General features: G+C 67.6%; 13 protein-coding genes. 11 read left to right on the plus strand and 2 right to left on the minus strand.

Annotated elements, in window-relative coordinates:
• Positions 1-46 precede the first annotated feature (46 nt).
• From BN1263_RS16575 to BN1263_RS16595, 5 genes are all read left to right on the plus strand, one after another.
• Entirely contained in the window at positions 47-3,154 is a 3,108-nt protein-coding gene (locus BN1263_RS16575; RefSeq protein WP_058982677.1) for a response regulator, read from the plus strand.
• A complete protein-coding gene (locus BN1263_RS16580) occupies positions 3,151-3,975 on the plus strand; it encodes a CheR family methyltransferase (protein WP_019661396.1) in 825 nt (274 codons plus the stop codon). The genes BN1263_RS16575 and BN1263_RS16580 overlap by 4 nt, the downstream gene beginning before the upstream one ends.
• A complete protein-coding gene (locus BN1263_RS16585; RefSeq protein ID WP_058982680.1) occupies positions 3,975-4,550 on the plus strand; it encodes a chemotaxis protein CheB in 576 nt (191 codons plus the stop codon). The genes BN1263_RS16580 and BN1263_RS16585 overlap by 1 nt, the downstream gene beginning before the upstream one ends.
• Positions 4,547-5,680, plus strand: coding sequence for a hybrid sensor histidine kinase/response regulator (locus tag BN1263_RS16590; protein WP_058982681.1), 1,134 nt, complete (start codon positions 4,547-4,549; stop codon positions 5,678-5,680). The genes BN1263_RS16585 and BN1263_RS16590 overlap by 4 nt, the downstream gene beginning before the upstream one ends.
• An 83-nt stretch (positions 5,681-5,763) precedes the next feature.
• A complete protein-coding gene (locus BN1263_RS16595) occupies positions 5,764-6,192 on the plus strand; it encodes a BLUF domain-containing protein (protein WP_058982683.1) in 429 nt (142 codons plus the stop codon).
• A 9-nt stretch (positions 6,193-6,201) separates the two neighbouring features.
• Here the strand turns inward: BN1263_RS16595 and BN1263_RS16600 are convergent, their stop codons facing one another.
• Complete coding sequence (locus BN1263_RS16600) at positions 6,202-6,516, minus strand: ArsR/SmtB family transcription factor (protein WP_019661400.1); 315 nt, start codon at positions 6,514-6,516, stop codon at positions 6,202-6,204.
• Between the two features lie 85 nt (positions 6,517-6,601).
• On the opposite strand from BN1263_RS16600, the gene BN1263_RS16605 reads away from it, so the two are divergent.
• From BN1263_RS16605 to bsh, 3 genes are all read left to right on the plus strand, one after another.
• Positions 6,602-7,039 (plus strand): YeeE/YedE family protein, encoded by a 438-nt coding sequence (locus tag BN1263_RS16605; RefSeq protein ID WP_058982685.1) that lies wholly within the window; start codon positions 6,602-6,604, stop codon positions 7,037-7,039.
• Positions 7,036-7,449, plus strand: coding sequence for a DUF6691 family protein (locus tag BN1263_RS16610; RefSeq protein ID WP_058982687.1), 414 nt, complete (start codon positions 7,036-7,038; stop codon positions 7,447-7,449). Before BN1263_RS16605 ends, BN1263_RS16610 begins: the two co-directional genes overlap by 4 nt.
• Positions 7,450-7,514: 65 nt before the next feature.
• Positions 7,515-8,567 (plus strand): bile salt hydrolase, encoded by a 1,053-nt coding sequence (gene bsh / locus BN1263_RS16615; RefSeq protein ID WP_058982689.1) that lies wholly within the window; start codon positions 7,515-7,517, stop codon positions 8,565-8,567.
• On the opposite strand, the gene BN1263_RS16620 is transcribed toward bsh, so the two are convergent.
• Complete coding sequence (locus BN1263_RS16620) at positions 8,564-9,343, minus strand: DUF6491 family protein (protein WP_058982691.1); 780 nt, start codon at positions 9,341-9,343, stop codon at positions 8,564-8,566. The two genes, bsh and BN1263_RS16620, sit on opposite strands and share 4 nt — an antisense overlap.
• 81 nt (positions 9,344-9,424) lie before the next feature.
• Here BN1263_RS16620 and BN1263_RS16625 point away from each other — a divergent pair, with 81 nt between their 5' ends.
• The 3 genes from BN1263_RS16625 to thrA all read left to right on the plus strand — a co-directional run.
• Complete coding sequence (locus tag BN1263_RS16625) at positions 9,425-10,120, plus strand: helix-turn-helix transcriptional regulator (RefSeq protein ID WP_021202843.1); 696 nt, start codon at positions 9,425-9,427, stop codon at positions 10,118-10,120.
• Between the two features lie 167 nt (positions 10,121-10,287).
• A complete protein-coding gene (locus BN1263_RS16630; RefSeq protein WP_058982693.1) occupies positions 10,288-11,238 on the plus strand; it encodes a DMT family transporter in 951 nt (316 codons plus the stop codon).
• Between the two features lie 357 nt (positions 11,239-11,595).
• The coding region (gene thrA, locus BN1263_RS16635; RefSeq protein ID WP_058982714.1) for a bifunctional aspartate kinase/homoserine dehydrogenase I at positions 11,596-13,663 on the plus strand (2,068 nt) is incomplete at its 3' end.

The following is a 13,663-nucleotide window of genomic DNA, read 5'->3' on the forward strand; positions in this document are numbered from 1 at the left end:
ACACGGAGTACCATCTTCCACCCTTTGCCTTCTGGAACCGACCTGCATGCGTCCTGGTGCGACTACGCGTGACCGCTGGATCTGGATGACGTCCGCTGTGCTGCTGGCCGCGACCATCGCGTTGGAACTGGTCGTCCCGCTCGGCTATGCCGTATGGCTGGCCTACTTCCTGGCTGTTGGCGTCACGGTGTTCCAGCGCAGCGCGCGGGCGCCGTTCGTGGTGGCCCTGCTGTCCTGCCTCCTGCTGGTCATCGGCTTCAACGTCGCGCCCGCCAGTTCCAACTCGGCGTTCTCCTTCGTCAACCGGACCATTGGCGGCTGTGCCTTCCTGATGATCGCGCTGATCGTCTCGCGCGCGATCCAGGCCCGGCGCCAGGCAATGCGCGCGCTCTGGCTGCAGGAAGCCGAGAACGCGGTGGCGACGAGCCTTCGCGGTGACCTGGGGCCGGAACAGATCGCCGAGGCTGCAGCGACAAGCCTGGCCGCGCAGCTCGGCGCGGAGGTAGGTGCGGTCTACCGACTGGAAGGCGGGCGGTTGCAGCTGACCGGTGGCGTCGCCTTGCCTGCGGGAACGCCAGCGTCGCTGGCCCTTCACGAAGGGCTGGCCGGGCAGGTCGCTCGTGATGAACGCATCCGCCACCTGCACGGCGATGATGCCGCCGTGCTTGAACTGCAGACCAGCCTCGGCCGGTTGCCGGTGCGCGAGCGCATCCTGGCGCCGATCAGCAGCGATGGCGCGGTGGTCGGGGTCATCGAGCTGGGTCGCGCCAAGGTGGGCGAACTGCGTGATCTGGATCGCGAACTGCTGGAGCGCTGTGCGGAGACCGTCGGCATGGCGCTGCGCGCATCGCTGCTGCGTGCGCAACTGGTGGTGCTGCTGGAAGAGTCGCAGCGCCAGGGTGAAGAGCTGCAGGCCCAGCAGGAAGAGCTGCGCGTGGCCAACGAAGAACTGGAAGAGCAGAGCCGCAGCCTGCTCCAGTCGCAGAGCCACCTGGAAGAACAGCAGGCCGAGCTGGAACAGAGCAACGTGCAGCTGGAAGAGCGCACCCACGAGCTGGAGGCGCAGAAGCAGGCGCTGCTGGTGGCGCAGAGCCAGCTGGTGCGCAACAGCAATGAGCTGGCCGCGACCTCGCGCTACAAGTCCGAGTTCCTGGCCAACATGTCGCATGAGCTGCGCACGCCGCTGAACAGCTCGCTGATCCTGGCCAAGCTGCTGGCCGACAACAAGGATGGCACGCTCACCGAGGAGCAGGTGAAGTACGCACGTGCGATCCTCTCCTCCAACAACGACCTGCTGGCGCTGATCAACGACATCCTGGACCTGTCGCGTATCGAGGCCGGCCACGTCGAACTGTCCGATGAAGTGGTGGTGGTCGAGAGCGCGCTGCAGCGCCTGCGCGAGACCTTCGAACCGATGGCGCGGCAGAAGGGCCTGGCGTTGCAGATCGAAGCCGACGCGCTGGCACCGACCCAGCTGGTGGTCGACAGCCAGCGGCTGCAGCAGATCCTGAAGAACCTGCTGGCCAACGCAGTGAAGTTCACCGAGCATGGAAAGGTCAGCCTGCACGTGCGTGCCGGCGGCAACGGCCGCATCCGGTTCGAGGTCTGCGACACCGGCATCGGCATTGCCCGCGAGCAGCTGGACGTCATCTTTGAAGCCTTCCGCCAGGCCGACGGCAGCACCCGCCGTCGCTACGGCGGTACCGGGCTGGGCCTGTCGATCTCGCGCGATCTGGCCGAGCGCATGGGCGGTGGCATCCAGGTCGACAGTGAGCCCGGACGCGGCAGCTGCTTCATCCTGGAGCTGCCGTTGCAGGGTGCGCCCGCCGCGAGCGCGGCTGACGCTGCCGAGGGTCCCTTGGCAGCGCCGCCGGCGGCACCGGCCGTGCTGCCAGCCGCGCCCGTGCGCGTTGCGGGCGCGGCAGCGCCGGTCGCTGCGACGGCCGGCGTGGCCGACGACCGTGGTCGCCGGCAGCGCGCCGGTCGCCTGATCCTGGCGGTGGAGGACGATGCCACGTTCGCCGAAGCGCTGGTGGCGCTGGCCCATGAACTGGACTTCGACTGTGTGGTGGCGGGCACGGCGGAAGAGGCGCTGGCCCTGGCCAGCGAACTGCGCCCGAATGGCATCCTGCTCGATATCGGCCTGCCCGATGTGTCCGGGCTGAGCGTGCTGGAGCGGCTGAAGCGCAACCCGGATACCCGCCATATCCCGGTGCATGTGGTCTCGGCCACGGATCGCAGCCAGGTGGCGCGCGAGCTGGGCGCGATCGGGTTTGCGATCAAGCCGACCACGCGCGAGCGGCTGGTGACGGCCATCGAGCAGCTGGAACAGACCAGCCAACGCGACGTGCGGCGGCTGCTGATCGTCGAGGACGACAGCGAGCTGCGCCGCAACCTGGAACTGTTGCTGGGCCGCGACCAGCTGCAGATCGTCGCGGTGGGCACCTTGGCCGGCGCACTGGAACAGCTCAGCACGGTCACGTTCGACTGCATGGTGATGGACCTGTCGCTGCCCGACGGCAGTGGCTACGACCTGCTCGAGCACATGGCCGGCAACGACGATGTCGGTTTCCCGCCGGTGATCGTCTACACCGGTCGCGCGCTCAGCCGCGAGGAAGAGCAGCGTCTGCGCCGCTATTCCAAGAGCATCATCATCAAGGGCGCACGTTCGCCCGAGCGCCTGCTGGACGAGGTCACCCTGTTCCTGCACAGCGTGGAGGCCAGCCTGCCGACCGACCAGCAGCGCCTGCTGCGCGAGGCGCGCCGTCGCGATACTGTGCTCGACGGTCGGACGGTGCTGCTGGCCGAAGACGATGTCCGCAACATCTTCGCACTGTCCAGTGTGCTTGAACCGCTGGGCGTGACCCTGGAGATCGCGCGCAATGGCCAGGAAGCGGTGGATCGCCTGGCCGAGCGCGAGGTCGACCTGGTGCTGATGGACATCATGATGCCGGAGAAGGATGGGCTGGCCGCAATGCGCGAGATCCGCGCGCAACGCCACCTGCAGGACCTGCCGATCATCGCGCTGACCGCCAAGGCCATGCCGGACGACCGTGAGCGCTGCCTGCAGGCCGGTGCCAACGACTACATCGCCAAGCCCATCGACGTCGACAAGCTGGTATCGCTGTGCCGGGTCTGGTGCTCGCGGCAATGAACGAGCAGGCCCTGTTCGACCTGGAGCTTAAGGTGCTGCTGGAAGCGTTGTACCAGCGCTACCACTACGATTTCCGCAGTTACGCGGTGTCGTCGCTGCGCCGACGGATCCGCCAGGCCATGCAGCGTTATGAGTGCGGGCGGCTGGCCGATCTGCAGCACCGCCTGCTGCACGAGCCGGACCTGTTCGCGCAGGCGATGCAGTTCTTCACCGTGCAGGTCTCGGAGATGTTCCGTGACCCGGCCTATTTCCGTGAGCTGCGCGAGCAGGTAGTGCCGGTACTGCGCACCTATCCGTCGGTGAAGCTGTGGGTGGCCGGTTGCAGCACGGGCGAAGAAGTCTGGTCGCTGGCGATCCTGCTTCACGAAGAAGGCCTGCTCGAGCGCAGCATCGTCTACGCCACCGACATCAATCCAGCGGCGCTGGCCACCGCGGAAGCCGGGGCCTATGGCATCGACCGGATGGCGCAGTTCAGCCGCAACTATCTGGCGGCTGGTGGCGCCGCGTCGCTGTCCGATTACTACGCCACGGCTTACGATGGCGCGGTGTTCGATCGGCAGCTGCGCCGCAACGTGGTGTTTGCCGACCACAGCCTGGCCACCGACACGGTGTTCTCCGAAGTGCACCTGGTGTCGTGCCGCAACGTGCTGATCTATTTCAATCGCGACCTGCAGGACCGCGCGGTGGGCCTGTTCCGTGAAGCGCTGGTGCACCGCGGCTTCCTGGGCCTGGGCAGCAAGGAGTCGCTGCAGTTCGGGTGCCACCACGATGCGTTCGAGGTCTGTTCGCGCGAGCATCGCCTGTACCGGAAGGTGGCCTGATGGCCACGCGGAGACCCCCGGCCGTACTGGTGATCGGGGCTTCGGCCGGTGGCGTCGCGGCCCTGCAGGCGGTGCTCGGCGCGCTGCCCGCGACGCTGCCGGTGCCGGTGCTGGCGGTGCTGCACCTGCCACGCGATCGCAGCAGCCGCATCGCCGAAGTGCTGGCACCGTACTGCGCGCTGCCGGTGCGCGAGGCCGAAGACAAGCAGCCGTTGCTGCGTGGCACGGTGACCTTCGCGCCGCCGGATTACCACCTGCTGGTGGAAGACGCCGGCTCGCTGGCGCTGTCGGTGGACGCGCCGGTGCTGTTCTCGCGCCCGGCCATCGATCCGCTGTTCGAATCGGCAGCGGCCGTATTCGGCGACCAGGTGCTGGCCCTGCTGCTGACCGGCGCCAGCAGCGATGGCAGTGAAGGGGTGGCCGCAGTGCGCGGCGCCGGTGGTCGAGCCTGGCTGCAATGTCCCGAGGAGGCCGAGGCATCGATGATGCCGGCCTCCGCCCTGCAGCACGCTGGTGCCGATGCCGTGCTGCCCCTTGAACTGATGTGTCGTCGCCTGAAGGAGCTGTTTGCATGAACCTGTTGCCGCCGGACCCTGCGCAGTCGCAGTCCCCGGTCAACCTGCTGATCGTCGACGACGTGCCGCAGAATCTGGTGGCCATGCAGGCGCTGTTGCAGCGCGAGGGCGTGAACCTGCTGCTGGCCGGTTCGGGCGCGGAGGCGCTGGAGCTGCTGCTGGAGCACGAGGTGGCGCTGGCGTTGCTGGATGTGCACATGCCCGAGATCGATGGCTTCACCCTGGCCGAACTGATGCGCGGCTCGCATCGCAGCCGCACGGTGCCGATCATCTTCCTGACCGCCTCGCCGGACGATCCGCTGCGTGCGTTCAAGGGCTACGAAACCGGTGCGGTGGATTTCCTGCACAAGCCGGTGGCACCACAGGTGATCCTGAGCAAAGTCAACGTCTTCATCGAGCTGTACCAGCAGCGCCAGCTGCTGAAGGCCCGCAACGAGGCGCTCGAGCGGGCGCTGAAGCTCAACGAGACGATGGCCGCCGTGTTGACCCACGACCTGCGCACGCCGCTGTCGGCGATCCTGTTGTGTGCCGACAAGCTGGCGCTGGAGCTTCCGGCGAACAACAGCAGCGCGCAGCAGACACTGGCGCATCTGGAGGCCAGTACCCTGCGCATGGCGCGGATGGTCGAGCAGTTGCTGGACTTTTCGCGGATCCGCAGTGGTGGCCTGCGGCTGCAGGCTGCCGCCTGCGACCTGCGTGAGGTCACCCGTGCGGTGATCGCCGAAGCGGGCAGTGCCCATGGTCACGAGCGCATTCGTTTCGACGCCGTCGGCGACACGCGCCTGCAAGGCGACATGGACCGCCTGGGCCAGATCGCAGCAAACCTGGTGGGCAATGCGTTGACGCATGGCAGCGAGGCACACGTGCAGCTGGATGGCAACGATGCCCGCGCGGTGGTGCTGCGGGTGAGCAATGCCGGCCATATCGATGACGCGCTGTTGCCGCGCTTGTTCGAGCCGTTCAAGGCCAGTTTCCACCAGAGCAAGGGACTGGGGCTGGGCCTGTACATCGTGGATCAGTTCGTGCGCGCGCACGGCGGCCGGATCGCGGCGCGCAACGAGGCAGGCCAGGTCGTGTTCGAGGCCGTGCTGCCGCGGCGGTGGGACGGGGCGGGCGCCATCGCAACCTGAATTCTTCAGGGAACGGGCGGGCGTATTGAGACGGGCTCGTCCGCAACTGCTACCGTGCGTTCACACCCAGCCAAGGAAGCACCATGCCATTGCGCGCCATCGCCTACATCAGCCGGGCGCTGCCGGAGCTCTCCAGCCAACGCCTGCAGGCGCTGGTCGAAGACGCTGCGCGTTTCAACAAGATGGCGGGGGTGACCGGAGTGCTGCTGCACGATGGCAATCGTTTCCTGCAGTACATCGAGGGGCCGCCGGATGGCATTGACTCGGTGTATGAGCGCATTCTCCAGGCCGGCAGTCACATCGACATCATCGAGCTGGCGCGAGGCCGCCTCGGCCAGCGCCAGTTTCCCTACTGGTCGATGCGGGCGTTGCCGGTGGAGGCAGAGCTGCTGCGCCAGTTGTCATCCAGCGACTGGGCCGGTTTCAGCCGGGCGCTGGAGGGGGATCGCGCGGCGCCGACACCGGTCGACCTGCTGGACACGGTGGTGCAGCCGGCACTGCATGCCGGCTGACATTCAACCTCACGCCCGGCCGCAGTAGGCAGCGTGCAGGGCCTGCAGCACACCCAGCGCAGGCCCTTCGACCACCCGATAGTGGATCGCCTGTGCCTCGCGCCGGGTTGCCACGATCTTCATCGCGCGCAGTACCGCCAGGTGCTGGGACAGCGCCGACGCGCTCAGCCCGGTAAGCGCCTGCAGCTCCGCTACTGCCGCCTCGCCTTCGACCAGGCGGCACAACACCCGCAGCCGGGCGGGGTGGGCCAGGCCTTTGAGCAGCGTGGCTGCCTCTGAAGCGTGTTCGGCCATGGCTGCGCCGTCGGGCAGGGACCGGACCATGTTGACTCCTTTGTTTAGGATGATCTAATTTAGAGTAGTCTAAATTAAGGAGCAATTCCATGTGCGGTGGCGAAGAGGGTGGGGCATGAACCTGCCCTGGGGTGCGGTCACCGGCGGCGCCTTGATCGGTGCCGCTGCGGTGCTGTTGCTGGCCAGCATCGGGCGCGTGGCGGGCATCAGCGGCATCGCCGCGGGCAGCCTGCGGGCAGCCGAAGGCGAGCGTGGCTGGCGCTGGGCATTCCTGGCCGGCCTGCTGGCATCGGCGGGGCTGGTGCTGTGGTGGCAGTCGGTGCCCGCGGCATCGCCGCGCGCACTGCTGCGTGATGCATTGCCGGCCTGGCAGTTGGTCGGCGCCGGCCTGCTGGTCGGCTTCGGCACCCGCTTGGGCAGCGGCTGTACCAGTGGCCACGGCGTGTGTGGCCTGGCGCGCGGTTCGAAGCGATCGTCGCTGGCGGTGCTGTTATTCATGGCGTTCGCGATGCTGACGACCTTCCTGGTCCGGCACGGTGGAGCCCTGGCATGAGTCGTCCGAGGGCTGCTGCCGCTGTAGCGGGTGCGCTGTTCGGCGCAGGCCTGGCCCTTTCCGGCCTGACCGATGCGCGTCGCGTGCTCGGCTTCCTTGATGTCACCGGGGATTTCGATCCCACCCTGCTATGGGTGCTGGGGTCGGCGCTGCTGGTCAGTGCGGCCGGCCAGCGCTGGGCGCTGCGGCGCGCGCGGCCGTGGTTCGCGATGCGCTTCCAGTTGCCCACCGCGCGCGATGTCGATACGCGTCTACTGCTGGGTGCCGCACTGTTCGGTATCGGCTGGGGATGGGCCGGCTACTGCCCGGGCCCGGCCATCGCGGGGCTGGCGGCGGCATCGCGCGAGGCGCTGTGGTTCGTGCCTGCCATGGTCCTGGGCTTCTGGGCGCACGATCGGTTCGTGCGCTGAGGCTTCACTCCGGTGTCACCCTGGATCGGATCAGATCATGCATCACGGGGAAAGGAGCGTAGTGCATGGCACGGATGAACTGGAAAGGAAAGGTGATGCTGGCCGTGGCGTTGGCGTCCGCGACCACGCCGGCGCTGGCCTGCACGCGCGCGGTGTACCTGGGCGACAACGGGGACGTGATTACCGCACGTTCGATGGACTGGAAGGTCGACGTGGCGACCAACCTCTATGTGCTGCCGCGTGGCATCGCGCGTACCGGGCTGGCCGGCCCGAAGTCGTTGGCGTGGACCGCGCGCTACGGCAGCGTGGTGGCCACCGGCTACGACGTGTCGACCACCGACGGCATGAACGAAAAGGGCCTGGTGGCCAACCTGCTGTGGCTGGTCGAATCGGAGTATCCGCAGAAGCGTGGCAACAAGCCGGGCCTGGCGATTTCGCTGTGGGCGCAGTATGTGCTGGACAATTTCGCTACCGTTGAAGAGGCGGTCACCGCGTTGAAGCGCGAGCCGTACTCGATCGTCACCGACAAGGTGCCCGGCGAAGACCGCCAGGCGACGCTGCACCTGTCGCTGTCCGATGCCAGCGGCGACAGCGCGATTGTCGAATACATCGGCGGTCGCCAGGTGATCCATCATGACCGGCGCTACCAGGTGATGACCAACTCGCCGATCTTCGAGCACCAGCTGGCGCTGAACAGCTATTGGCAGCAGATCGGTGGCACGGTGATGCTGCCCGGCACCAACCGTTCCGCCGACCGCTTCGCCCGCGCCTCGTTCTACATCAATGCCATTCCCAAGGCCGAAGACCCGGTGATGGCGTTGGCCAGCGTGTTCAGCGTGATCCGCAATGCATCGGTGCCGTATGGCATCACCACGCCAGGCGAGCCGAACATTTCTTCCACGCGCTGGCGCACCGTAGCCGACCACAAGCGGCGGTTGTACTTCTTCGAGTCGGCGTTGACCCCGAACACCTTCTGGGTTGATCTGAACAAGGTCGACTTCGGCGGCCAGGTCCTCAAGCTGGACCTCGGCAAGGACCAGCGCAACACCTTTGCCGGCGATGCGCTGGGCCAGTTCGTACCCAGCGCACCGTTCACCTTCCTCGGCGTCGACGGTTAGTTCGACGCCTGGCTGGAAGCCGGATAGACCGCCTGGATCGTGCAGCCGCCATGGGTGTACTGCGGCAGCGGCGCCAGTGCATCGTTGCGCAGGTCACCCTTCTCGAATCCGGCGGTAAGGATGCGATCGCCCGGATTGCCACAGATCAGGCCGTTCTGCATGCCGGAGTGGAAGCTCAGCTGTGGCGCACGGTCGAGCTGGCGGCAGTGGCTGCCAAGCTCCACGCGATAGTAGCGGTGACCACCATTGCGATGCGGATTGGTCTCCACCAGCATGCCCTGCGGGTCGGACGACCACGCGCGCACGTTGCGCGTGGCAAAGCAGTACGACGGCGAACCACCGAAACTGCGGCGGATGTCCGTGCGCTCACGGATGGTCAGGGCGGGCAGGGTGGCCATGCGCAGGCGGTCGCTGTCGCGGGCCACGCTGGCGTAGTCGCGATCCTGCACGGGGGTCACCGCGCTGATCGCGCAGGTGCGGCCATCGACCACCACGCGCTCGCTGGGGCGACCGCAGGCCCAGCCAGCGGGCGCCTCAAGTTTCAGCGTGGTGGCACCGCGGACGCCGGGGCACTCCTCGCTGAAGTCGATCCGATAAGCCTGGCCCGAGGCGGCTCGCAGGGCGATTGAACGCGGTGACGCCTGCTCCACTTCCTGGACGCCGACCGCGTCCATGCAGTGCGGCGCCGGTGCGGTACGTTCCTGAGCGGAGGCCGGGGCGGTGAGCGCCAGGCCGAGGCTGGTGGCAAGCACCAGGGACAGCTGCTGATGGGTCATGACCTGCACTCCCTGCGTTGGATGACGGACCGACTATAGCAGCGGTTTGCACGGCCGTTGTTACACGCGCACACTGCCCGGATGGGCGCCATCTTCCATCTGCGGCACTACGGGCAGGCCACCGGCCTGGACCGCCATGACTACGCGCAGTGGGTTCTGCCGCTGCAGGGCGAGCTACAGTTCGAGATGGAAGGGCGCGGCGGTCGGCTGGACCTGCTGCAGGGGGCATTTGTTGCTGCCGGCGAAGCGCATGACCAGATGGCGGACGGCCCCAATGGTTTCGTGATCGTTGATTGTCCTCCAGGCGTGCTTGATGACGGCACGCAGGAGCATCTGTGCCGGCAGCGCTGGCTGCATCTGCCGCTGGCGTTGCGCCGGTGCCTGGCCGACGTGCAGACAGGGCAGCCGATGCCGGCGCTGCTGCCGCAGCTGCTGCAGGTGTTTGCACCGGCGGGCAGTGGCGCGCGCATGCAGGGCCTGTGTGCGGCGGTGCAGGCCGATCCCGGCCGGGCCTGGCCGGTTGCCCGGATGGCCGGATTTGTCGGTGTCAGCGAGAGCCGGTTGCACGCATTGTTCCAGCGCGAGTTCGGGCTGAGCCCGCAGGCCTGGCTCAGCGCGTGCCGGCTGCGCTGGGCCAAGCACCAGCTTCGCACCAGTACGGCGCCGATCAGCGATATCGCGCTGGCCGCAGGCTATTCCGAGCAGAGCGCACTGACCCGTGCGCTGCGCCGCGAGTGTGGCCAGACCCCGGCTGCTTGGCGCAGGAGCGCCGGCTGATCTATAGGCCGAGCCCACGCTCGGCTGCCCTTATCTGCACAGCGGCCAATCGCAGCCGAGCATTGGCTCGGCTCTACAGAGATGACAAGGCAATAGCCTGGGTCAAGAGCCCCTACCGGCCAGCGCTTACACTGCGCGGCCTGGTCTCTCTCCCCCGAAGAACCCGAATGCGCAACAACCCGATGGCCCTGGGCATCGCCAATGGCGTTGCCGCTGGCGCACTGTGGGGCGTGGTCTTTCTCGCACCTGCCGTGCTTCAGTCCTTCAATGCGCTGCAACTGTCCGCTGGTCGCTACCTGGTCTATGGCCTGATGGCAGTCGCCCTGCTGCTGCCGCGATGGAAGCGGCTGGCACCGCGGCTGGGCCGTGCCGAATGGATCGGCCTGCTGTGGCTGAGCCTGGCAGGCAACCTGGTCTATTTCCTGCTGCTGGCCGTGGCGGTGCAGTGGGCTGGTGGCGCTGCAGCCTCCTTGATTGTCGGCCTGATTCCGGTGGTGGTCACCCTCGTTGGCGTGCGCGAGCAGGGCGCTGTACCACTGAAGCAGCTGCTGCCGGCACTGGGGCTGTGCGTGCTGGGGGTCGCGCTGGTGGGTTGGGAAGCGCTGATGTCCGAGCACCTGGCCACCCCGTGGCGGCAGCGCCTGATCGGGCTGCTGTGCGCGTGCGGCGCGCTGTTCTCGTGGGCGCTGTACTCGATCGGCAACAGCCGCTGGCTGGCGCGCAGGCCGGACCTGTCCAGCCATGACTGGTCGCTGCTGACCGGCGTCACTACCGGTGGCCTGGCCCTGCTGCTGGTGCCGATGGCGTTCGTCGGCCAGGCTGGCGACCACACGGCGGCGCAGTGGGGTGGCTTCTGGGCGATCAGCGCCGGCGTGGCAGTGGTGGCCTCGATCCTCGGCAACGCATTCTGGAACCGTGCCAGCCGCCTGCTGCCATTGACCCTGACCGGGCAGATGATCGTGTTCGAAACGCTGTTCGCACTGCTGTATGCCTTCGCCTGGCAACAGCGTTGGCCGTCGCTGCTGGAAGCACTGGCGATCGTGATGCTGATGGCCGGCGTGATGCTGTGCGCGCATGCCCATCGCACGCCGCGGGCGATCGCCGAACATGCCGGCTGAATCCGGTCGACAAGCGTGCTGATGCGCGCTTGGTCTCAGTTGCAACCAAATGTCCGCACGTTAGCCGATGATCGCGGCAGTGGTCTTTTGCGGTGCAACACTTGACAGCAGGCCCATGCGCAGTGTTTTCTGTGCGCCATGGTCCTTGATGCCGCCCACGCCAGCCTGATCGCCCCCGCCACTGCGGGCCGTTCGACTGCGCCGGTCGCCACCACCACCATTACCACCACCACCGTCACCACTGCCCTGGTGCGGCCCGTCGTCTTCGTGTAACTCCCGAAAACCACGGCCCCGCACCATCTAGGTGGCGGGGAAACTCGACACCTGCATGCGACGGGGCCTCCTGCCGAGGTCTGCATGTCTTCCCACACCCCCGCCCATCCCGTTCCCCCGGCCGATCTGGCTGCGCCGTCCACTGTCGTGCACAAGTTCGGCGGCACCTCGGTGGCCGATGCCGAACGCTATCGCCATGTTGCCGGCCTGCTGCTGGCCCGCCCCGAACCGCTGCAGGTCACTGTCGTCTCGGCGATGAAGGGCGTCACTGACGCGCTGATTGATCTGGCGCAGCTGGCGGCCAAGGGCGACGAAGGTTGGCGCGAGGCGTGGCATGCCCTGCGCGCGCGCCATCGCGGCGCCGCCGTGGCGCTGCTGGGCGAGCAGGTCGGCGAGACGGTCGAATGGATCGACGCCCGCTTCGATCAGCTGGCCGAAGTGCTGGCGGCGCTGGCGGTGATCGGCGAGCTGCCGCGCGAAGTGCTCGACCGTGTGCAGGGCCTGGGCGAAGTGTTTTCCGCACAGCTGCTCGGCAGCCACCTGCGTGCCCTGGGCGAAGACTGTGCGGTACTCGACGCGCGCGATGTGCTGGTGGTCGGGCATGGCGAACTCGGCGTGGATGTCGACTGGGAAGCCAGTGCCGACCGCCTGGCCAAGTGGCGCCTGCAGCATCCGCAGTCGCGCCTGGTCGCCACCGGCTTCGTCGCACGCGATCGCGATGACCGCATCACCACCCTCGGCCGCAACGGCAGCGACTATTCCGGTGCGATCTTTGCCGCGCTGTTCAACGCTGACGAGCTGCACATCTGGACCGATGTCGATGGCGTGCTGTCGGCGGACCCACGGCTGGTGCCCGAGGCGGTGCAGCTGGAAGCGCTGAGCTACGACGAGGCCTGCGAACTGGCGTACTTCGGCGCCAAGGTGGTGCACCCGCAGACAATGTCGCCGGCGATCCGCCTCGGCCTGCCGATCTTCATCCGCAATACGTTCCAGCCGGCGCATCCGGGTACGCGCATCAGTGCCGAGCGCTCGCCGCGTGGGCCGGTAAAGGGCCTGACCCTGAGCCCGGGCCTGGCCCTTTTGAACCTGGAAGGCACCGGCCTGATCGGCGTGCCCGGCACTGCAGAGCGCGTATTCGCCGCCCTGCGCCAGGCACAGGTGTCGGTGGTGATGATCTCGCAGGGTTCGTCGGAACATTCGATCTGCTGCGTGGTGCGTGCTGCCGAAGCCGGCCGTGGCCGCGATGCACTGCTGCACGCATTCGCGCACGAGTTGTCAGCGGGACAGGTGCAGCGCGTGCAGGTCAGTGAAGGCGTCAGCGTACTGGCCGCGGTCGGTGATGGCATGGCCGGGCAGCCAGGCGTGGCGGCGCGCCTGTTCGAGGCACTGGGGCGTGCGCAGGTGAACATCCTGGCGATCGCGCAGGGCTCGTCCGAGCGCAACATCTCGGTCGCAGTGGACGGTGCCGATGCCACCCGTGCGCTGCGCGCGGCGCATGCAGGCTTCTGGCTGTCGCCGCAGACCTTCGCGGTCGGTGTGATCGGGCCCGGCAACGTTGGCGCCGCACTGCTGGACCAGTTGCTGGCCGCGCGCCCGCAGCTGCTGGCCAAGGCCAATGTGGATCTTCGCCTGCGCGCGCTGGCCTCGCGTTCGCGCATGCGCCTGGAAGTGGACGGCCTGCACGCCGATTGGCGGGAGGCATTGCAGGACGCGGGTGAGCCCAGCGACCTGGATCGCTTCACCGAACACCTGCTGGCCGCGCACCTGCCGCATGCGGTGGTGATCGACTGCAGTGGCAGCGCCGAGGTGGCCGAGCGCTACGAGGGCTGGCTGGCAGCCGGCATCCACGTGGTGACCCCGAACAAGCAAGCCGGTGCTGGCCCACTGCCGCGCTACCAGCGCATCCGCGCTGCTGCGGCGGCCAGTGGTGCGCGCTTCCGCTACGAAGCCACGGTGGGCGCGGCCCTGCCGGTGATCACCACGCTGCGTGATCTGGTCGATACGGGCGACGAGGTGCTGGCGATCGAAGGCATCTTCTCCGGCACGCTGGCGTGGCTGTTCAACCGCTTCGACGGCAGTCAGCCGTTCTCGCAGCTGGTCGCGCAGGCGCGGTCGATGGGCTACACCGAGCCGGACCCGCGAGATGATCTTT

It is taken from the genome of Stenotrophomonas thermophila (assembly GCF_001499715.1).
Taxonomy (GTDB): Bacteria; Pseudomonadota; Gammaproteobacteria; order Xanthomonadales; family Xanthomonadaceae; genus Stenotrophomonas; species Stenotrophomonas hibiscicola.